This window comes from Pseudomonas sp. p21, from assembly GCF_001642705.1.
GTDB lineage: Bacteria > Pseudomonadota > Gammaproteobacteria > Pseudomonadales > Pseudomonadaceae > Aquipseudomonas.
Genome location: NZ_LWBV01000003.1, coordinates 246505 through 266344, shown reverse-complemented (window position 1 = coordinate 266344; position 19840 = coordinate 246505). Strand labels below are relative to the sequence as shown.

Genomic DNA, 19840 nt, shown 5'->3' with positions numbered 1-19840 from the left:
GCTCCCACAGGGATCGCGCGAGCCTCAAGACATTGGCAAGACAGCTGCTCCCACAAGGCTCGGGTCGCTTAAACGAAAGATGCACTTAAAGGACTGAACCATGACCACATTTCAACGTTTCCCAACCCTGGCTCCGGCCACCAGCGTCGCGGAGCTGAAGGCCCGCATCGTGGCCTTGTTGCCCGCAATCGGCGAAGGTGCCGCGCAGCGCGAGCGCGAACGCCAGCTGCCCCATGCGGCCATTGCCCAGCTTGCGGCAGCCGGGCTTTACACCGTGCGTATCCCTGAGCAGTACGGCGGCCCCGGCGGCACTGTCAGCGATGTGATCGAACTGCTGCTGCAAGTCGCCTCGGTCGATTCCAACGTGGCCCAGGCCCTGCGCCCAGGTTTTGCCTTCGTCGAAGGCCTGCTGGCCGCTCAGGCCGACGGCGCCGAGCAGGAGCGCGAGCGCTGGTTCGCACGCTATCTCCAGGGTGCGGTGATTGGCAATGCCGGCTGGGAACTGGGCGGTGCCAACGGCGCCATCGCCGCACGCCTGGTGCGCGAGGGCAAGCACTTTCGCGCCAATGGCAGCAAGTTCTACAGCACGGGGGCGCTGTTCGCCGATTACGTCAGCGCCGTTGCCCTGGACGAGGACGAGCAGCCGGTGTCGTTCATCCTGCCGCGCGACCGCGAGGGCCTGGAGCTGGTCGACGACTTTGATGCCATGGGCCAGCGCCTGACCGCCAGCGGCACCACCCACTTGCGCAATGTGCGCGTCGAGGCCAGCGATATCCGCACGCGCACCGTGGAGGAGGGCAAGCGCACCATCGTCACGCCGTTCCTGCAGCTGTTCCTTGCCACCGTGCTGGCCGGTATCGCCCGCAATGCGCTGGACGATGCCACCCGCTTCACCCGCGAGCATGCCCGCCCGATCAAGCACAGCACGGCCAACCGCTCGGTGGATGACCCCTATGTAGAGCTGTCGGTAGGCGATATCGCTGCCCGTGCCTATGGCGCCGAGGCCATGGTCCTGAAGGCCGCTGCAACCATCGACAAGGCCTGGGCCGCGCAACTGGATGAGGCCGCCGTGGAGCAGGCCGCGATCGAGGTGGCGCAAACCCAGTACCTGGTCGCCGAGCTGGCGCTCAAGGCTGCGCAAACGCTGTTCGACGTTGGTGGTGCCTCCACCACCGGCCGCCAGCACAACCTCGACCGCCACTGGCGCAACGCCCGCACCGTAGCCAATCATAACCCTCGCCAGTGGAAGGCGGCGGTGGTCGGTGCCTGGCAGCTCAAGGGCACTCGCCCACCTGTCTCGGGGCTGTTTTGACTGCCCAGCCGGCCTTGCTGGCCGGCCATGTGCAAAGCCCCAAGGTGCCGGTGATCATCGGTGCCGCATTGTTCATGGAACTGCTCGACAGCACTGCGGTGATGACCGCCCTGCCGCGGATGGCCGCCGATTTCGGCGAGCCAGGGCTGCGCATGAATCTGGTGGTGTCGTTATACATGCTTGCCCTGGCCCTGTGCGTGCCGGTCAGCGGTTGGGCCGCCGAGCGCTTTCGCCCGCGCCAGGTCATGTTGTCGGCGATGGGCTTGTTCACCTGCGCCTCGCTGGCCTGCGCCCTGGCCGATACGCTCTGGCAGCTGTGCCTGGGGCGCATGCTGCAGGGGGCAGCCGGGGCACTGATGACACCGGTGGGGCAGGTGATCATCCTGCGCTGGTCGAGCCGTGAGCAGCTGCTGCAGGCCATGTCGTGGTTGGCCCTGCCGGCACTGGTGGGGCCGCTGGTCGGTCCGTTGCTCGGCGGTTTGCTGGTGACGGTGCTGTCCTGGCACTGGATCTTCCTGATCAACCTGCCTATCTGCATGCTCGGTTGCTGGCTGATCCTGCGTCATGTACCGGACTATCCGGCACGGCCGGTGCCACCGTTGGACGTGCGTGGCTTGCTGCTCAGCGGCGGGACCCTGGCCATGTTGGTGTTCGGCCTGGAATCGCTGGGGCTGGGGCAGTTGCCGCAGGCCTGGGCGATGGTGCTGGTGGCCGGTGGGGTAGCCTGTGCGTTGGGCTATCTGCTGCACGCGCGGCGACATCCCAATCCATTGGTGGACCTGTCGCTGTTGCGCCTGCGCAGCTTTGGCGTGGCCCAGGCGGGTGGCGGGCTGTTCCGCCTGGGGTCGGCAGCCCAGCCGTTCCTGATCGTGCTACTGCTGCAGAACTGCCTGGGCTTGAGCCCGTTGGCGGCGGGATGGCTGGTGGTCAGCGGCGGCGTCGGCGCGCTGCTGATGAAGGTACTGGCAGTGCCATTGGTGCGGCGCTACGGCTATCGACGGGTGCTCAGTTGCAATGCCGTGCTCAGTGGTGTGGGGATTGCCCTGTGCGCCAGTTTCGATGGTGATACTGCTGTGTGGCTGATGGCTACGGTGCTGTTCGCCGCAGGCCTGGTGCGTTCACTGCAGTTCTCGACGTTGGGGGCTGCCAGCTATCAGGACGTGCCCGGTGAGCGTTCGGCGGCGGCCAGTTCGTTGTCGGCGATGTCCGTGCAGCTGACCATGGCCATGTCGGTGAGCCTGGCAGGGGGGCTGTTAGGGATGCTGGCCGGGTTGGGCGGGCGTAGCGAAACTTCGGTGGCAGATATCGCCACGGTGATGTTGCTGTGCGCTGTCATGTGCGGGGGCGCTGGCCTGGTGTTCCGGCGTTTGGCGGACTAGTCAGCACGCGAACACCACGTTCGTGCGCGATGCCGCGTTGCGGATATGCTCTTGCATCGCACGCTGCGCCCCGGCCTGGTTGCCACGGGCAAGCTGGCGCAGGATCTTGCGGTGTTCCTGCCAAGTCTCCATGGCGCGTTCCGGACGAATGAACGGCAGCTTCTGGCTCTCCAGGAAAATGTCCTGGTTGGTGGTGATCACCTGCAGCATGGCGTGGTTGCCGCTGGCTTCCAGCAGGCGACGGTGAAAGGCGAAGTCCAGGCGCGCGGCGGCCTCGAAATGGCCAGCACGCAGCTCCTGGCGCATCGACTCGACATTGGCTTCGAGCGCATCGATGTCCGCTGCCGTCAGGTACAGCGCCGCCAAGCCGGCGGCAAACCCTTCGAGTGCATAGCGCAGTTGGAAGGTATCGACGGCGGATACCTGTTCGGCATAGGGCCAGGAGAAACCGGTAGCGGGTGGCGGCGCCTGGACGAATACCCCCTTGCCCGGCTGTACGCTCACCAGCCCCAAGGCGCTCAAGGAGGACAGCGCTTCGCGCAGGGAGGCGCGGCTTACACCCAACTGCTCTGCCAGGTCACGTTGGGAGGGCAGGGCATCACCAGGCTGGTAGTCGCCGTCCTGGATCAGCCTGCGGATAGCCTGCAAAGCGATTTCCGGAACTGCACGGGGGAGTGTGTCGAGCATCTGTTCAGACCAGCTGGCAAGGGGTCTGCGCTTTTTAAAGGCTTTAGCGGTTGCCTGGCAAGTCTCGCCCCACGCTGACGCAATCGGGCAGGTGGCTGCACGAAAGGGGGGCGAAGGCAGCGGCCAGGCGCTAACTGTTCAGACCAGTAAGACCGCGTGCTGCCGAGGGGCGAAAGGCTATTGCGGGGCTGCCGGGCAACACTGGCACGGCCTGTGCTTTTCGGGCTAGGCAACTTCTTCGCATGCACCCGAGGCATTTTCCATGAAAAACATCCGTACCCTGTTTCTGGCCACCCTGCTTTGCGGCGGCGTCATGAGCGTTTCCCAGGCCCAGGCCGATGCGCTGGCCGACATCACTGCCCGGGGCGTGCTCAAGGTCGCCGTACCCCAGGACTTCCCTCCCTTCGGCTCGGTAGGGCCGGACCTCAAACCCCGCGGCCTGGACATCGACACCGCGCAACTGCTGGCTGACAGGCTCGGCGTCAAGCTGGCGCTGACCCCAGTCAACAGCACCAACCGCATTCCGTTCCTCACGACCGGCAAGGTCGACCTGGTGATTTCCAGCCTGGGCAAGAATGCCGAGCGAGAAGCGGTGATCGATTTTTCCCGCCCCTACGCACCGTTCTACCTGGCAGTGTTCGGGCCGGCCGAGACGTCGGTCGACGATATCGGTGCCGTTGCCGGCAAGACCATCAGTGTCACGCGTGGCTCGATCGAGGACATGGCGTTATCCGCGGTCGCCCCACAGGGTACGATCATCAAGCGCTTCGAGGACAACAACTCGACCATCGCCGCCTACCTGTCGGGCCAGGTCGAGCTGATCGCCAGCGGCAGCGTGGTGATGGCTGTCATTGCCGACAAGAACCCGGGCAAGGTGCCGGTGATGAAGGTCAAGCTCAAGGACTCGCCCGTGTACGTGGGCCTGGCCAAGCAGGAGCCGGCCTTGCTCGAGAAGGTCAACGCCACCCTGGATGCGGCCAAGGCCGACGGCAGCCTCAACCGCAATGCCGAAAAATGGCTGAAGCAGCCATTGCCGGCCGACCTTTGAACGGCCCTGGAGTCGCTGACCCATGGCCTATCAATTTGACTTTTCCCCGGTGCTGGCCCAGGGCGGCCTGCTGCTCGAAGGGGCTGTGTTCACGCTTGAGCTGACGTTGATCGGCACCCTGTTCGGGGTGGCCATCGGTGTGCTTGGCGCGCTGGTGCGCGCCTGGCGACTACGGCCGTTCGATGCCCTGTTCGGCCTTTACGTGGAGCTGATCCGCAACACGCCCTTCATCGTCCAGTTGTTCTTCATCTTCTTCGGCCTGCCCGCGCTTGGCGTTCGGTTGACGGAATGGCAGGCGGCGGTACTGGCCATGGTGATCAACCTTGGCGCCTATTCCACCGAGATCATTCGGGCGGGTATCCAGGCCATCCCCAGAGGGCAACTGGAGGCTGCGGCGGCATTGGCCATGAGCCGTTTCGAGGCTTTTCGCCATGTGGTGCTGCAACCGGCACTGGCCAAGGTCTGGCCGGCCCTGTCGAGCCAGATCGTGATCGTCATGCTCGGGTCGGCGGTGTGCTCGCAGATCGCCACAGAGGAACTGTCGTTCGCTGCCAACTTCATCCAGTCGCGCAACTTCCGGGCTTTCGAGACATACCTGCTGACCACGGCCTTGTATCTGGTCATGGCCATCCTGGTGCGCCAACTGCTGGCATGGCTCGGTCGACGCGCGTTGATGGGGAGACGCTGAATGGATTTCACCTTGTGGGATATCGTGCGCAACCTGCTCGCAGGCTTGCAATGGACCTTGCTGCTGTCGCTGGTGGCATTCGTCTGCGGTGGTATTGCCGGGCTGTTGCTGCTGTTGGCGCGCATCTCCGATAGCCGGTTGCTGCGTGGCGCGGCGAGGAGCTACATCGAGCTGTTCCAGGGGACGCCGCTGCTGATGCAGCTGTTCATGGTGTTTTTCGGCATCGCCCTGTTCGGCATCGATGTGTCGGCCTGGATGGCGGCGGCCATCGCCTTGACGCTGTTCACCAGTGCCTTTCTCGCCGAGATCTGGCGGGGCTGCGTCGAGTCCATACCACATGGCCAGTGGGAGGCTTCCGGCAGCTTGGCCATGAGCCGTCTGGAGCAGTTGCGCCATGTGATCCTGCCCCAGGCCCTGCGCATTGCCGTCGCACCGACAGTCGGGTTCTCGGTGCAGGTGGTCAAGGGCACGGCGGTGACCTCGATCATCGGTTTCACCGAGCTGACCAAGACTGGCGGCATGTTGGCCAACGCCACCTTTGAACCGTTCCTGATCTACGGTCTGGTGGCCGTGGGTTACTTCGTCCTTTGCTACCCGCTCTCGCTGAGCGCCCGTTACCTGGAGAGGAGGCTGCATGCCCCTGCTTAGAGTGTCCGCATTGCACAAGTACTACGGCGACAACCATGTGCTCAAGGGGGTCGACCTGGCGATCGAGGAGGGCGAGGTGGTCGCCATCATCGGCCGTAGCGGTTCCGGCAAGAGTACCTTCCTGCGAACCCTCAACGGCCTGGAGTCGATCAGCGACGGGGTGATCGAGGTGGATGGCGAATACCTGGATGCCAGCCGCGCCGACTTGCGCTCGCTGCGGCAGAAGGTTGGCATGGTGTTCCAGCAGTTCAACCTCTTCCCTCACCTGACCGTGGGCCAGAACGTCATGCTTGCGCCCCAGGTGGTGAAGAAGGCCGGCAAGGCCGAGGCCCGCCAGTTGGCCGAACAGATGCTCGCCAGGGTTGGACTGGGCGACAAGTTCGACGCCTACCCGGACCGCCTTTCCGGCGGCCAGCAGCAGCGGGTGGCGATTGCCCGGGCGCTTGCCATGTCGCCCAAGGTGTTGCTGTGCGACGAGATCACCTCAGCGCTCGACCCCGAGCTGGTCAATGAGGTGCTCGGTGTGGTGCGCCAGCTGGCCAGTGAAGGCATGACCCTGATCATGGTCACCCACGAAATGCGTTTTGCCCGGGAAGTCGGTGACAAGCTGGTCTTCATGCATCAGGGCAAGGTCCACGAGACGGGCCATCCGCGCGAGGTTTTCGCGGCCCCCCGGACAGCAGAGCTGGCGAACTTCATCGGTAGCGTGGCAGGGGGTTAGGGGCCATCGTGTTGCCCTGCGAAGGCGCCAATGCCGATTCGGCGCGGCCCCTTACCCCGCATGCCTCAGGATGTAGCGAATGAAGGCATCCAGTTTGGGTAGCGCGCTGCGCTGGCGCAGATAGACCAGGTTGACCGGGCGGGTAGCGGGCAGGAAGTCGTCAAGCAGCGTGACCAGACGCCCTGCGCGAAGGTCCTCGGCCACCAGGAATTCGGGTTGCAGCAGGATCCCGTTGCCTGCCAGGGCGGCCAGCCGCAGTGCCTGGCCATCGTTGCTTTTCAGCACCCAGTGTTCTGGCCAGGGGTATTCCTTGCCAGCGTCCAGCAAGGGCCAGGTGAAACGGTTGGTCCATGTGGAGTGCGCCAGTAACCTATGCCCGGCCAGGTCTGCCGGAACGGCTGGGCGCCCGTGCCTGTCCAGGTAGCCGGGGGCGGCGCAGATCACCATGCGATAGGGGCGCAGTGCTTTGGCCACCAGATCTGCATCACCCAGGTTGCCAATGCGCAAAGCAGCATCGAACCCCTCGGCCATCAGGTCGACGACACTGTTGCTGAGCACCAGATCAACGCGCACGTCCGGGTGTTCGGTGAGAAAGCCGGCAACCAGCGGCGCGAGCAGCGACGAGCCCAGGGTCATGGGGGCGCTGATACGTAATAGTCCGCTGGGTGCCTGTTGCAAGCTTTCAACGCGCTCATAGGCCTTGCGAACCTGGTCCAGTGCCTGCCTGGACTCTTCGTAGAACACGCGGCCTGCTTCGGTGACGTGCATGCGCCGGGTACTGCGCTGGATCAGTTCGACCTGCATTGCATCTTCAAGTTGGCGGATATACCTGCTCACCATTACCACTGACAGGTCCAGGTGCTCGGCGGCCTGGCTGAAGCTGCCCTGTTCGGCGACGCTGACAAATACCTCCATGGCGCGCAGGCGGTCCATATTTTAACTCCTGGTTAAATATGATTGAACAATACCTGTATTTATTAACAAATTGTTTTTGCTTACCGTGAAGACTGTCAAGTCATCAATGAGGTATGCCCCGTGGCGCCCTTGCATTCGCTGCTCGAACATTTTCCACAAGTCAGCCTCGTCGACCGGCCAACACCCATTCAGCGCCTTGAAGGCCTTGAGCGTTCGCTCGGGCTGCTGAAGCGCGGCATCAAGCTGTTCGCCAAGCGTGACGATTACATGGCCTTGGGCGGCGGTGGCAACAAGCTGCGAAAGCTTGAGTTTCATCTTGGCGAGGCCCTTCGAGACAAGGTGGATGTGGTCGTGACAATGGGCGGGCTGCAATCCAATCATGCACGTTTGACTGCGGCAGCCTGTGCGAAGCTGGGCATGCGTTGCGAACTTGTGCTGAGCCGTGCCGTACCCCGGGACGATGAAGAGTACGAGCACAACGGCAATATGCTTCTGGATGAGCTGTTCGGGGCCGTCGTGCATATCGTGCCTGAAGGCTTTACCACGGCGAGTTGGGCCGACACCCGTGCACAGGAACTGCAAATGCAGGGCTGCAAGGTCAAGGTTATTCCTACCGGCGGCTCGACAGCCGTGGGGGGCCTGGGCTATGCCAAGGCCGCGCTGGAAATCGCCCGGCAGGAAGCCAGCATGGGCCTGAAGTTCACGCACATGGTCATGGCCAATGGCAGTTCCGGCACCCATGCGGGCATGGCCGCCGGGTTTGCTGCAATGGGGCGGGCGCCGGGCTTCATCAAGTCCTTTGCGGTACTTGCCGAAGCGTCTGAATCGCACCGTCGCACGCTTGAACTTACCCGGCAGACCTTGGAACTGCTTGGCAGCGAGCAGGTTATCGAGCCGCCAATGATTGCCGTCGATGGTGCACATCGCGGCGCGGGCTATGGTGTTCCGACGAAGGCCATGTTGTCGGCGTTGCAACTCATGGCCCGTTCCGAGGGGCTGTTGCTTGATCCGGTCTACTCCGGAAAAGCGTTCGCCGGCCTGGTCGCCGACCTGGAAAGCGGCTTGTACGCACAGGGTGACAACATCTTGCTGTTGATGACCGGCGGTGCACCGGGGATCTTCGCTTATCGGTCGGCCCTGCAGGGCGCATAGGTACGAGTGCGCCGGGTGCTTATGCCTGCGCATGATGAATGTGGGGTCTACCCTAAGTAGGCGCACCCGCGGCTGTCGTTTCAATTACCTGAGGTCGTGTGAAATGAGTAACCCGATTCAAGTGCCCAGGATCGCCGATCAAGGTACTGAAGATGTTGATACCGTCGAGACGAGCGAGTGGCTGGATGCCCTGGAGGGCGTCGCTCGCACCGAGGGCAGTGGGAGGGTGGAATTCCTGCTGCAACGCCTGGCCGAGCATGCCGGCCACCTGGGGGCTCGAATCGCTGCCAACCCATACTCGCTTTACCAGAACACCATCGCCGTGGGACAGCAACCGGAGTACCCCGGTGATCTGGCGATGGAAGAGCGCATTACCTCGATCATTCGCTGGAACGCGCTGGCCATGGTGGCCAAGGCGAACAAGGCCTATGGCGAGCTGGGCGGCCATATCGCCAGTTACGCCTCTGCCGCGGAAATCTTCGAAGTGGGCTTCAACCATTTCTTCCGTGCCGATACTGCACAAGGCAAAGGCGACCTGGTGTATTTCCAGCCGCATTCCGCGCCAGGTGTCTATGCCCGCGCTTTCCTGGAGGGCCGGCTGGAGCAACAGCAACTCGAGCGTTATCGGCAGGAGGTGGATGGCGGCGGGCTGTGCTCCTATCCCCACCCTTGGCTCATGCCGGACTTCTGGCAGTTTCCGACCGGCTCCATGGGCATCGGCCCGATCAGCTCGATCTATCAGGCCCGCTTCCTGCGCTACCTGCAACACCGTGGTATCGCCTCGACCGAAGGGCGTCATGTCTGGGGGGTATTCGGCGATGGCGAGATGGACGAGCCGGAATCGGTCGCAGCACTGTCGCTTGCCGCACGGGAGAAGCTGGACAATGTCACCTTCGTGATCAACTGCAACCTGCAGCGGCTTGACGGGCCTGTGCGCGGTAACGGGCAAATCATCCAGGAGCTGGAATCGCTGTTCAAGGGTGCTGGCTGGAACGTTATCAAAGTGGTCTGGGGCTCGGGCTGGGATGCCCTGTTCGCCCGGGATCACCACCACGTTCTGCTGCGCCGCCTGGCCAGCACCGTCGATGGCCAGTACCAGGCCCTGGGTGCCAACGATGCAGCCTACAACCTTGCGCATTTCTTCGACCTCGACCCGGAGCTGCACGCGCTGGTCGCTCATATGAGCCCGGCCGAAATCGATGGCCTGCGTCGCGGCGGCCACGATTTTCGCAAGTTGCACGCTGCATTCGACGCAGCGAAGCGCCACAAGGGGCACCCGACGGTCATCCTGGCGAAGACCAAGAAAGGCTTTGGCATGGGCCAGGCCGGCGAATCGCGCAACACCGCGCACCAACAGAAGAAACTGGACGTCGAGGCGCTCAAGGCGTTTCGGGACCGTTTTGCGCTACCGCTGGATGACCAGGCAGTGGAGGAGATGCGCTTTTATCGACCGCACGATGACAGCCCAGAACTGCGCTACTTGCATGCCCGTCGGCAGTCGCTGGGTGGTTACCTGCCTCGACGCACCAGCCTGGCCCCCAGCATCGCGGTACCGCCGCTTGCCGACTATGCGCGGTTCGCCCTGGCCCCTGACGATCGGGAAATCTCCACCACGATGGCCGTGGTCCGGCTCTTCACCAACCTGCTCAAGGACAAGCAGCTCGGCCCACGCATCGTGCCCATCGTGGCCGACGAGGCGCGTACCTTTGGCATGGCCAATCTGTTCCGCCAGGTTGGCATCTATTCACCTGTTGGCCAGCTCTACGAACCGGAAGACGCCGGTGCATTGCTGTACTACAAGGAATCCACCGACGGCCAGTTGCTGGAGGAGGGCATTACCGAAGCCGGTGCTGTCTCTTCGTGGGTCGCCGCAGCGACCTCCTACAGCGTCAACGGCGAGCCGATGCTGCCGTTCTATATCTACTATTCGATGTTCGGTTTCCAGCGCATCGGCGACCTGATCTGGGCGGCTGCCGACCAGCGCGCCCGTGGTTTCCTGATCGGTGCCACCGCTGGCCGCACTACCCTGGCGGGCGAGGGCCTGCAACACCAGGACGGTACCAGCCAGCTCATCGCCTCGACGGTGCCTAACTGCCGCGCCTACGACCCGGCGTTCGCCAGCGAAGCGGCCGTGATCATCGACCATGGCAGCCGACGCATGCTCGAGCAGCAGTGCGATGAGTTCTACTACCTGACGGTGACCAACGAGAACTACACCCAGGCCCCGCTGCAGGACAGCGAACACTTCGATGTGATCCGTGGCATGCGCCTGTACGGCACGCGCGGAACGGCGGAGCCTGCGGTACGCCTGCTGGGTTCCGGCGCCATCATGCGGGAGGTGATCGCCGCCGCCGAGCTGCTGCAGGACTGGGGTATCAGCAGCCAGATCTGGAGTGTCACCAGTTTCTCGGAGCTGGCACGCGATGCTCGCGAGGTAGAGCGCCAGCGCCTTTTCGGCAGCCAGTGCGAAGGGCAGAGCCACTTGCAGCGCTGCCTGCCCGGCCCTGTGCCGGTGGTGGCGGCCAGTGACTACGTGCGCGCCTATGCCCAGTTGATCGCTGCCCATGTCAGCGCGCCGTTCACCGCCCTGGGTACCGATGGCTTTGGCCGGAGTGACACGCGCTCGGCACTGCGTCGCTTCTTCGAGGTTGATCGTCAGCACATTGCCCTGGCGGCATTGGCAGGCATCGATCCTGGCAAGCACGCCGCAGCGCGGCTGCGTTATGGCATCGACGCACACGCCGAGGCACCCTGGAACCGCTGAGTATCTGCAAGCCGGCCAGCGTGCTTGGCCGGCAACCCGCGGGGCCAGCCGGTTGCCCCAGCATTTGGCGTGCTAAAGATTCCATGGAGTCTCCCACAAGATTTGCGCAGCCCTTGAACCTTGCGCGTAATTTGTGGGAGCCCGATTCACCCGCGAGCACCGGCAAAGCCGGTGCCATCCGCCGCCTCAGGTTCTATCCGTCGTTACGGTTAAAGCCACGCCTTGATCTGCCTCGACACAGCGTCAGTGGAGATCCCGTATCGGTCATGCAAAGTCGGCAGTGCACCCGCATCGAGAAACGCATCCGGTAGCGCGATCTGGCGGAAGGTGGGTGTGACCCCATTGCGCAGCAGTACGCCCGCCACTGCTTCCCCCAGGCCCCCTATGATCGAATGGTTTTCCGCCGTGACCACCAGGCGGCCAGGCTTGCGTGCCTCGGCGAGGATGGTCTGTTCATCGAGCGGTTTGATGGTAGGCACGTGCAGCACCGACACATCCACGCCGTCCTTTTGCAACTGCTCCGCAGCCTCCAGGGCGCGCATGGTCATGAGGCCACTGGCAATCAACAGCACGTCTCGGCCACCGCGCAGCACCTGTGCCTTGCCCAGCTGGAACTGGTAGTCGTAGCGATCGAGCACCAAGGGTACGTTGCCGCGCAGCAGCCGCATGTAGACCGGACCCTGATGGGCGGCGATCGCTGGCACAGCCTGTTCGATCTCCAGCGCATCGCAGGGGTCGACGATCATCAGGTTGGGCATCGCCCGGAAGATGGCCAAGTCATCCGTGGCCTGGTGGCTAGGGCCATAACCGGTGGTCAGGCCAGGTAGCCCACAGACGATCTTGACGTTGAGGTTCTCTTCTGCGATTGCCATGCAGATGAAGTCATAAGCCCGACGGGAAGCGAACACCGCATAAGTGGTGGCAAAGGGGGTCATGCCTTCCCGTGCCATGCCGGCGGCGGCGCTCATCAGCAATTGTTCGGCCATGCCCATTTGATAGAAGCGCTCGGGGTGGGCTTTGGCGAAGATGTGCAAGTCGGTGTACTTGGACAGGTCGGCACTCAGTCCAACTATATCCTGACGGTGCTCGGCCAGGCTTGCCAAGGCATGGCCGAACGGGGCAGGGCGGGTCGGCTGACCGTCGGCGGCAATCGAGGCGATCATGGCCGAGGTGGTCAGGCGTTTCTTGGGTGAGTTCACAGTGCTCATGCTTGGCTCCCGGCGTCCAGCGCTTTGAGGGCGAGGTCCCATTCGTTTTCATCGACGCGAATGAAGTGCGTCTTGTCGCGGTTTTCCAGGAAAGGCACGCCTTTGCCCATGCGGGTATCGCAGATGATGACGCGCGGTTGTGCCCCGGTGTGGGCGCGGGCCTGGTCGAAGGCGCCGACCAGCGCATCCAGGTCATTGCCGTCCACTCGCTGGACGAACCAGCCAAAGCTTTGCCAGCGGTCGACGATTGGCTCGAAGGCCAGTACCTCACTGGAATGACCATCCGCCTGCTGGTTGTTCACATCGATGATGGCGATCAGGTTGTCCAGCCGCCAATGGCTGGCCGACATGGCAGCCTCCCAGGTCGAGCCCTCGTTGAGCTCGCCATCGGACAGCAGGTTGTACACCCAGCTGTCCGACCCCTTGCGTTTGAGCCCGAGACAAGCGCCGACGGCGATGCCCAAGCCGTGGCCGAGCGAGCCACCGGTGATCTCCATGCCTGGGGTGTAGGCAGCCATACCGGACATGGGCAAGCGGCTGTCGTCGCTACCGTAGGTTTCAAGCTCCTCCTCGGGGATTACGCCGGCCTCGATCAGTGCGGCATAGAGGGCGATCGCGTAGTGCCCGATGGACAGGTAGAAGCGGTCGCGTTGCTCCCATTCGGGGTTGCCGGGGTCGATGCGCAGCGCATGGAAATACGCTACTGCCAGCAAGTCGGCGGCGCCCAGAGCCTGGCCGACATAGCCCTGGCCCTGGACTTGCCCCATGCGCAATGCGTGGTGGCGGATATTTCGGGCGCGCACAGCCAGCGGCAGCGCCTCAGTGTAGGTAGGCACAGCAGTCATTGAGGTGACTCCTTTATCGAATCAACGATTGACCAGATGGGCCGGTACTCGCGACACCAGGAAGGCGCCAAACATGAGTACGGCCGTGATGAGATACATGCCGATGGCATTGCTGCCCAAGGTGGTAGTGACCCAGCCGATCAGGTACGGCGAGCAGAAACCGGCGAGGTTGGCAAAACTGTTCACCGCCGCGATGCCTGCTGCCGCCGAGACACCTCCCAGCAACGTGGTGGGCAGCATCCAGAACAGCGAGGAGGCGGACAGCACCCCTGCCGCAGCCAGGCACAGACTGAGGATCGACAGCGTCAGGCTGCTGCCCAGTGCTGCGGCGAGGCTCAGGCCAAGTGCGCCGATCAGCATGGGGATCGCCAGGTGCCAGCGGCGTTCACGGTGACGGTCGCCACTGCGCCCGGCCAACAGCATCGCGACGATGGCACACAGGTACGGCAGGCTGGTCAGCAGGCCGATGTGCAAAGGTTCGTGGACGCCGGCATTGCGTACCAGCGTAGGTAGCCAGAACGTGATTGCGTACTGGCCCATCACCACGCAGAAGTAGATACCCGCCAGCAACCAGAGCCGACGGTCGCGGATGAATTCGGCCACCGAGCCGTGGTTCACCTTGTGTTGCTCGTCTTCAGCCAGTTCCTTGCGCACCAGGGCTTTTTCTTCGTCGCTCAACCAGTGGGCCTGATCGACGCCATCCTTCAGGTAGCTCAGCACCAGGATGCCCACCAGCACGGTGGGGATGGCTTCGAGCAGGAACATCCACTGCCAGCCCGCCCAGCCGTGTACGCCGGCAAAGCGCTCCATGATCCAGCCCGACAAGGGGCCACCGATCATGCCCGAGAGCGGAATCGCGATGAACCACAGCGCGGTCATCTTCGCCCGGCGGTAAGACGGGAACCAATAGGTCAGGTACAGCAGAAGCCCCGGTGCCAGGCCTGCTTCGGCGATCCCCAGCAAAAAGCGCAGGGTATAGAATTGCCAGGCTGTCTCTACCAGGGCGAACATCGCCGAGATGATGCCCCAGGTGATCATGATGCGAGCGATCCAGCGTCGAGCGCCCACTTTGTGCAGAATGATGTTGCTGGGCACCTCGCAGAGAAAGTAGCCAATGAAGAACATGCCAGCGCCCAGTCCGTAGACCGCTTCGGAAAGGGCAAGGTCGTCCATCATCTGCAGCTTCGCAAAGCCGACATTGACCCTGTCCAGATAGGCGCACAGGTAGCAGAGCATGAGAAAAGGCATCAGTCGCCAGGCCGTTTTACGGTAGGCGCTGCTGCGTGCGACGGATGCCGCATCGAGCGCTATTGTGGTCATTCGTTCTGATCTCTTGTTGTTATCGAACGCGTGACCTGCGCCGGGTCAGGTGCAGGTCACGATGCACCGGATGCTCAGTGGATCAGCATCCCGCCGTTGACATCCAGGGTAATGCCCGTCAGGTAGCTGGACAGGTCACTGGCCAGGAACAATGCCGCATTGGCGACATCGCGCGCCTCACCCAGGCGGCCCAGCGGGATGCCTTCGATGATGGCGTGACGGCGCTCATCCTGCATGAGGCCACCGGTGATGTCAGTGTGAATCAGGCCTGGCGTGATCGAGTTGACGCGAATATTGTCCGGTCCCAGTTCACGGGCCATCGCCTTGCCCAGACCGAGCACGCCAGCCTTCGCTGCGCTGTAGTGGGGGCCACCGAAGATGCCGCCACCACGTTGGGCAGACACCGACGACATGCAGATGATGCTGCCGGCGCGTTGCGCACGCATGGCTGGGATCACCGCCTGGGACATCAACAATGTGCCACGCAGGTTCACGTTGAGAATCCGGTCATAGTCAGCCCCGGTGATTTCCAGGGTTTTCACCGGTTGAGTGATACCGGCGTTGTTTACCAGCACGTCGATCCGACCGAATTGCGCGAGTACCTGGGCGATGGCATCACGTACCTGTGCTTCATCGGCAACGTTGGCAGCCAGGCCAAGGTGGCCTTCGCCAAGTGAAGCGGCAGCTTCGGCTGCGGCAGTAGCGTCCAGGTCCAGGATGGCGACTCTGGCGCCTTGGTCGGCAAACGCCTGGGCTGTTGCCCGGCCAATACCTCGGGCAGAGGCCGCGCCGGTGATCACGGCAAATTTTCCTGTTAACAGCATCGAGGTTGCTCCAGATGATTATTGTTGTGAGCGACGGTTCCGGCAGAGCCGATAGGCACAGCTTCGTCCCGGACAGCACCCCGAGCAACGCTGCCTCTTTCACCCGGTGCTGAAAAAAATTCAGCCCTCGACTTGTGCCTGGGGCTTACAGAAAGGTAAAAGCCTTGGTACCGCTGTGAATCCTTCAGGAATGGTCATGAGCCTGGACAACCTTCGAAAACTTCCTCAGATCCCTTCCCTGAAAGCAATTCAGGCCTTCGAGCAAGTTGCTCGTTTCGCCAACGTCGCACGTGCCGCAGAGCAGTTGAACCTCACGCCCTCTGCGGTGAGCCACCAGATTGCCAATCTGGAAGCCTTGATCGGTCGCCCATTGTTCATTCGCGAGGCACGCGGTGTTGCGCTGACCCCGGCAGGCGAGCAGTACCTGCGCGAGGTGTCAGGCATATTGCAGAGCCTGGCTACTGCCACCGAGCGCGCTGGCAACTCGGTGGGCTTCGATTGCCTGCGGCTTCATTCCGCGCCTAGCTTCGGCCTGCTCTGGTTGCTACCGCGCCTGGACCATTTTCGTAACAGTCACCCGCAAATCCAGATCAACCTGTCGTGCTCCTACGAGTCGCTGCACTTCGGCCGTCATCAGATCGACCTGGATATTCGTCATGGCTACCCCAACTGGCCCAGCCTGGAAGTGCGCACCATCCGACATGAACGTGCAACTGTGCTGGCCTCGCCACGGCTTCTCGAGCGTACGTCTATCGAGCAGCCCAGCGATCTGCTGGGGCAGAACCTGATCCTGTCGGAAGCCGCGTTGGTGCAATGGCCCCAATGGTTCGCCCAGCAAGGTGTGGCGTTGCCTCAGTCCCCCTACGCACTGAGCTTCGATCGCTCCTACATGAGCCTGGAGGCCGCCAGCCATGGGTATGGGCTGGCCTTGGAGAGTTCCCTGCTGGCGCAGGACTATATCGCCCGCGGCGAGTTGGTACCGGTATTTGCAGAAGATCTGGCGACGCCCGTCAGTGCCCACCACCTGGTCTTTCCTCGAGGCCATGCTGAAACCCGCAGGGTTCGACAATTCCTTGAATGGGTGCAGGGCCAGCTAGGTCATGATTTCAATTACTGAGAGCAGTCCGCACGACAGACTGTTGGGGGCAACAAGGGGCTGATCGCTATCGCATCGATGCCATGGTGGGATACAGGCATAGTGAAGCACGATTGAGTGGTGTTGCATAAAAGGTCTAAAGTCGTTCGAAATATGACTTGGACGGTCTTGGTGGGTGGCGCATAGGATTGCAGCCACTGGAGTTCACAACCGACTCCCTCATCAGGAAAATGCACATGAACCTCAAATCCCTTATCACCAACCCGCTGGGCTTCGGTACCGCCCCACTGGGCAACATGTTCCGCAACGTGCCTGAAGACGAAGTACAGGCTACCGTCGATGCCGCCTGGAACAACGGCGTGCGCTACTTCGACAGCGCGCCGTTTTACGGTGCCGGCCTCTCCGAAAGCCGCCTGGGCAATGCCCTGGCCGGTCGCCCACGTGACGAGTACGTGCTCAGCACCAAGGTCGGCCGCATCATCCTCGACGAACTGGAAGACCCGGCTGCCCGTGAACTGGGCGAAAAAAGCGGCCTGTTCGAGCACGGCAACCGCAACCGCATCGTCAACGACTACAGTGCCGACGCCACCCTACGCTCGATCGAAGACAGCCTGCGCCGCCTGAAGACCGACCGCCTGGACATCGTCTGGATCCACGACATCGCCCAGGACTTCTACGGTGACGAATGGCTGAGCCAGTTCGAAGTCGCCCGTACCGGTGCCTTCCGCGTACTGACCCGTCTGCGTGAAGAAGGTGTGATCAAGGCCTGGGGCCTGGGTGTGAACCGCGTTGAGCCGATCGAGCTGACCCTCGACCTGGAAGAAGCCCGTCCGGACGGCTTCCTGCTGGCCGGCCGCTACTCGCTGCTGGACCACGACCGCGCACTGCAACGCGTCATGCCGCAAGCGGTGGAGCAGGGTGTCGGCATTGTCGTGGGTGGCCCGTACAGCTCGGGTGTTACCGCCGGCGGCGAGCACTTCGAGTACCAGAAAGCCACCCAGCCGGTGCTGGCCAAGCTCGAGCGCATCCGTGCCGTGGCCCGTGCCCATGGCGTGGACGTGAAGGCGGCGGCCCTGCAGTTCGCCCTGGCCCACCCGGCCGTGGTCTCGGTGATCCCGGGCTCCACCCGCCCTGCACACGCCAACGAAGACCTCGCCGCCCTGAGCAAGGTGATTCCGATGGCCTTCTGGAACGACCTGCGCCAGCAAGGGCTGATCAACGCCCAGGCTCCGGTGCCTGCTGTTTAAACCGATCTTGCAGGGCCGCATGGCGGCCCTGTCTACCCCGAATCAATGGGGCCACGCCCCGAGGAGAATCACCATGGCAACTGCACAAGCTTCCATCACCCTGGCAACCGATGCCAATCGCGTCTGGCAACTGATTGGCGGTTTCGACGCGCTGCCCGACTGGCTGCCGTTCATTCCCGAAAGCACCCTGAGCGAAGGCGGCCGCGTCCGCACCCTGAAGAGCGTGGCTGGCGACACCATCATCGAGCGCCTGCTGGACTTCAACGAGGCCGGCCGCAGCTACAGCTACACCATCCTCAGCGGCCCAGCGCCAGTACGTGACTACCAGTCGACCCTGCGCGTGGTGGCTGAAGGTAGCGGCTCTCGTGTGGAATGGTTCGGTTCGTTCGAGCCGGTGGGTGTCAACGATGCTGAAGCGACTGCGCTGTTCGCCGGCATCTACGAAGATGGCCTGGCGGCGCTGAAGAAAGGGCTGGAAGGCTAAGCGGTTTTCTGGAAGGGCTTGCCCGGCGACAGTGTCAGGATTCGAACCCTGGGACGTCGCTGGGGGCCGGCTAACACGTCAGCAGAGTTTCCAGGTAGCACCAGAACTCATCGGCAATCAGTGACAAGGGAGAGGTCCTACGGCTCTATCGGAAGTTTCACTGCCCAGTCCTGTTTGTACACCTTTAGGGTGTCGCTACCATCAGGGTTCGGCGCTTCCAGGGAGATTCCAGTGACCTTTTCCGGCAATACAAGAAAACCGGGGTTAGTAGCGTGAACCGGCCCTTGTGTTCACCCAGGAGCTTTCTGTGCTCGGCCTTGTTGATTCTGTTGTGTCTATTGGGTGTATTCCCGCTGGATGTAATCCTGCCATCATTCCCGGCGCTCGCAGACGAGTTTCACGTCGAGTCACAGCAGATAGCCTACTCGGTGAGCTTCTTTGCGTTTGGTGTTGCCTTGGCGCAAATCGTGATCGGGCCATTGTCGGATGGCATGGGGCGCAAGCGGTTGTTGCTCGCTGGGTTGGGAGTGTCCATTGCAGGGGCAGTGGGTTGTGTACTTTCAACCCGCTATGAGACGTTCATGGCGTTCCGTTTGCTGCAGGCCCTGGGTTGCGGGAGTTTCGTGCTAGGCCAGGCGCTCGTGCAGGATCTGTACAGTGGTAGACAGCGCAATGCCATGCGTATCCTGCTGACCAGCGCAAGTGGGCTGTTCATCTCGTTGTCACCGGTCGCAGGCGCTTTTCTCCAACAATCCTTTGGCTGGAAAGGCAGCTTTACGGTATTCGCTTTCATAGCCGTGATCGTTTCATGCCTGTCATATGCATTGCTGCAGGACACGCCTGCATCGCGAGGCCGTAGTTCGGGCATGCGCAGCTATTGGGTCATGCTGCGTGATACGACCTATCTTGCGCACTCCCTGCTGTCCAGCCTCGCGTTTGCCTGCCATTTTTCCTTCATCGTGGTCGCGCCATTGGCGTTGATGGACCGCCTGGGGCTGACGCCATATCAATTCTCGGTGGTATTTATCGCCTATGGGCTTGCGTATATCGCTGGCGGAGCAGCTGCGACCTACTTGAACAATCGTGTAAGCCCGCAGGTTCAGATCAAGACAGGATTCCTGCTTATAGCTGCCGGGGGCATCACACTGTTGATCTGGGAGCAGCTAGCGGGATTGACGGTGGCGGGGCTGCTGCTGTCGATGATCATCTGCACGACCGGGACAACGCTGGTGCGTCCTGCTGCAACGACCCAAGCGTTGGCGCGCTACCCGCATCAGGCCGGTGCGGCAGCGTCGCTCAATACGACGTTGTTGTTCGTAGGTGGTGGTTTGGCTGGCAGTCTTGTTGCTGGCGTCGAAAGCGAACTGCCGATGAGCCTGGGGCTTTTGTTCCTGGGTGTAAGTTTGTGCGGATGGCTACTGCTTGCATGCCTGACGGAAACGCTATCGAGCACTCGAACTTGATAGCAAGCGAGCCATCCTCAGTGAAAGCGATTACGGCGT

18 protein-coding genes are annotated in these 19840 nt (G+C 62.5%); 12 read left to right on the top strand and 6 right to left on the bottom strand.

The genetic code is table 11. The features are described from left to right. The first annotated feature begins 100 nt into the window (after positions 1–100). Both A4C63_RS10690 and A4C63_RS10685 read left to right on the top strand, forming a co-directional pair. Positions 101–1312, top strand: a complete 1212-nt coding sequence (locus tag A4C63_RS10690) for an acyl-CoA dehydrogenase family protein (protein WP_063912643.1) — start codon at positions 101–103, stop codon at positions 1310–1312. Then, a complete protein-coding gene (locus A4C63_RS10685; RefSeq protein ID WP_063912642.1) occupies positions 1309–2691 on the top strand; it encodes an MFS transporter in 1383 nt (460 codons plus the stop codon). Before A4C63_RS10690 ends, A4C63_RS10685 begins: the two co-directional genes overlap by 4 nt. Here A4C63_RS10685 and A4C63_RS10680 read toward each other — a convergent pair whose 3' ends face one another. Next, positions 2692–3378: a FadR/GntR family transcriptional regulator gene (locus A4C63_RS10680; RefSeq protein ID WP_063912641.1), complete on the bottom strand. Its 687-nt coding sequence runs from the start codon at positions 3376–3378 to the stop codon at positions 2692–2694. Between the two features lie 262 nt (positions 3379–3640). Here A4C63_RS10680 and A4C63_RS10675 point away from each other — a divergent pair, with 262 nt between their 5' ends. Genes A4C63_RS10675 through A4C63_RS10660 form a run of 4 tightly spaced genes read left to right on the top strand, consistent with a single transcriptional unit; the run spans position 3641 to position 6483 of the window. Then, positions 3641–4426 (top strand): transporter substrate-binding domain-containing protein, encoded by a 786-nt coding sequence (locus tag A4C63_RS10675; protein ID WP_063912640.1) that lies wholly within the window; start codon positions 3641–3643, stop codon positions 4424–4426. A 22-nt stretch (positions 4427–4448) separates the two neighbouring features. Further along, positions 4449–5114, top strand: coding sequence for an amino acid ABC transporter permease (locus A4C63_RS10670; protein ID WP_063912639.1), 666 nt, complete (start codon positions 4449–4451; stop codon positions 5112–5114). Then, positions 5115–5762, top strand: a complete 648-nt coding sequence (locus tag A4C63_RS10665) for an amino acid ABC transporter permease (RefSeq protein ID WP_063912638.1) — start codon at positions 5115–5117, stop codon at positions 5760–5762. Beyond that, the gene (locus tag A4C63_RS10660; RefSeq protein WP_046615618.1) at positions 5749–6483 is read left to right on the top strand and encodes an amino acid ABC transporter ATP-binding protein; all 735 of its coding nucleotides are present in this window, start codon (positions 5749–5751) and stop codon (positions 6481–6483) included. The genes A4C63_RS10665 and A4C63_RS10660 overlap by 14 nt, the downstream gene beginning before the upstream one ends. Positions 6484–6534: 51 nt before the next feature. Here the strand turns inward: A4C63_RS10660 and A4C63_RS10655 are convergent, their stop codons facing one another. After that, the gene (locus A4C63_RS10655) at positions 6535–7416 is read right to left on the bottom strand and encodes a LysR substrate-binding domain-containing protein (RefSeq protein ID WP_063912637.1); all 882 of its coding nucleotides are present in this window, start codon (positions 7414–7416) and stop codon (positions 6535–6537) included. 102 nt (positions 7417–7518) lie between these two features. Between A4C63_RS10655 and A4C63_RS10650 the strand changes: the two genes are divergently transcribed. Both A4C63_RS10650 and mdeB read left to right on the top strand, forming a co-directional pair. Further along, entirely contained in the window at positions 7519–8550 is a 1032-nt protein-coding gene (locus tag A4C63_RS10650) for a D-cysteine desulfhydrase family protein (protein ID WP_156510872.1), read from the top strand. Positions 8551–8653: 103 nt separating this feature from the next. Continuing rightward, positions 8654–11314 (top strand): alpha-ketoglutarate dehydrogenase, encoded by a 2661-nt coding sequence (gene mdeB / locus A4C63_RS10645; protein WP_063912636.1) that lies wholly within the window; start codon positions 8654–8656, stop codon positions 11312–11314. 209 nt (positions 11315–11523) lie between these two features. Here mdeB and A4C63_RS10640 read toward each other — a convergent pair whose 3' ends face one another. The 4 genes from A4C63_RS10640 to A4C63_RS10625 form a co-directional block, all read right to left on the bottom strand. Beyond that, complete coding sequence (locus A4C63_RS10640) at positions 11524–12522, bottom strand: transketolase family protein (protein WP_063912635.1); 999 nt, start codon at positions 12520–12522, stop codon at positions 11524–11526. Then, on the bottom strand, positions 12519–13367 hold the full coding sequence (locus tag A4C63_RS10635; protein WP_063912634.1) for a transketolase: 849 nt from the start codon (positions 13365–13367) through the stop codon (positions 12519–12521). Before A4C63_RS10635 ends, A4C63_RS10640 begins: the two co-directional genes overlap by 4 nt. A gap of 21 nt (positions 13368–13388) precedes the next feature. Next, positions 13389–14687 carry an MFS transporter gene (locus tag A4C63_RS10630; protein ID WP_063912633.1) on the bottom strand — a complete coding sequence of 433 codons (1299 nt, stop codon included), beginning with the start codon at positions 14685–14687 and terminating at the stop codon, positions 13389–13391. Positions 14688–14761: 74 nt separating this feature from the next. Beyond that, on the bottom strand, positions 14762–15511 hold the full coding sequence (locus A4C63_RS10625) for an SDR family NAD(P)-dependent oxidoreductase (RefSeq protein WP_063912632.1): 750 nt from the start codon (positions 15509–15511) through the stop codon (positions 14762–14764). A gap of 196 nt (positions 15512–15707) precedes the next feature. Between A4C63_RS10625 and A4C63_RS10620 the strand changes: the two genes are divergently transcribed. The 4 genes from A4C63_RS10620 (at position 15708) to A4C63_RS10605 (ending at position 19801) form a co-directional block, all read left to right on the top strand. Continuing rightward, positions 15708–16628 (top strand): LysR substrate-binding domain-containing protein, encoded by a 921-nt coding sequence (locus A4C63_RS10620; protein ID WP_063912631.1) that lies wholly within the window; start codon positions 15708–15710, stop codon positions 16626–16628. A 215-nt stretch (positions 16629–16843) separates the two neighbouring features. After that, entirely contained in the window at positions 16844–17854 is a 1011-nt protein-coding gene (locus A4C63_RS10615; RefSeq protein ID WP_063912630.1) for an aldo/keto reductase, read from the top strand. A 73-nt stretch (positions 17855–17927) separates the two neighbouring features. Beyond that, complete coding sequence (locus A4C63_RS10610) at positions 17928–18338, top strand: SRPBCC family protein (protein WP_063912629.1); 411 nt, start codon at positions 17928–17930, stop codon at positions 18336–18338. 272 nt (positions 18339–18610) lie between these two features. Beyond that, positions 18611–19801, top strand: coding sequence for a Bcr/CflA family efflux MFS transporter (locus tag A4C63_RS10605; RefSeq protein WP_063912628.1), 1191 nt, complete (start codon positions 18611–18613; stop codon positions 19799–19801). The last annotated feature ends 39 nt before the right edge of the window (positions 19802–19840 follow it).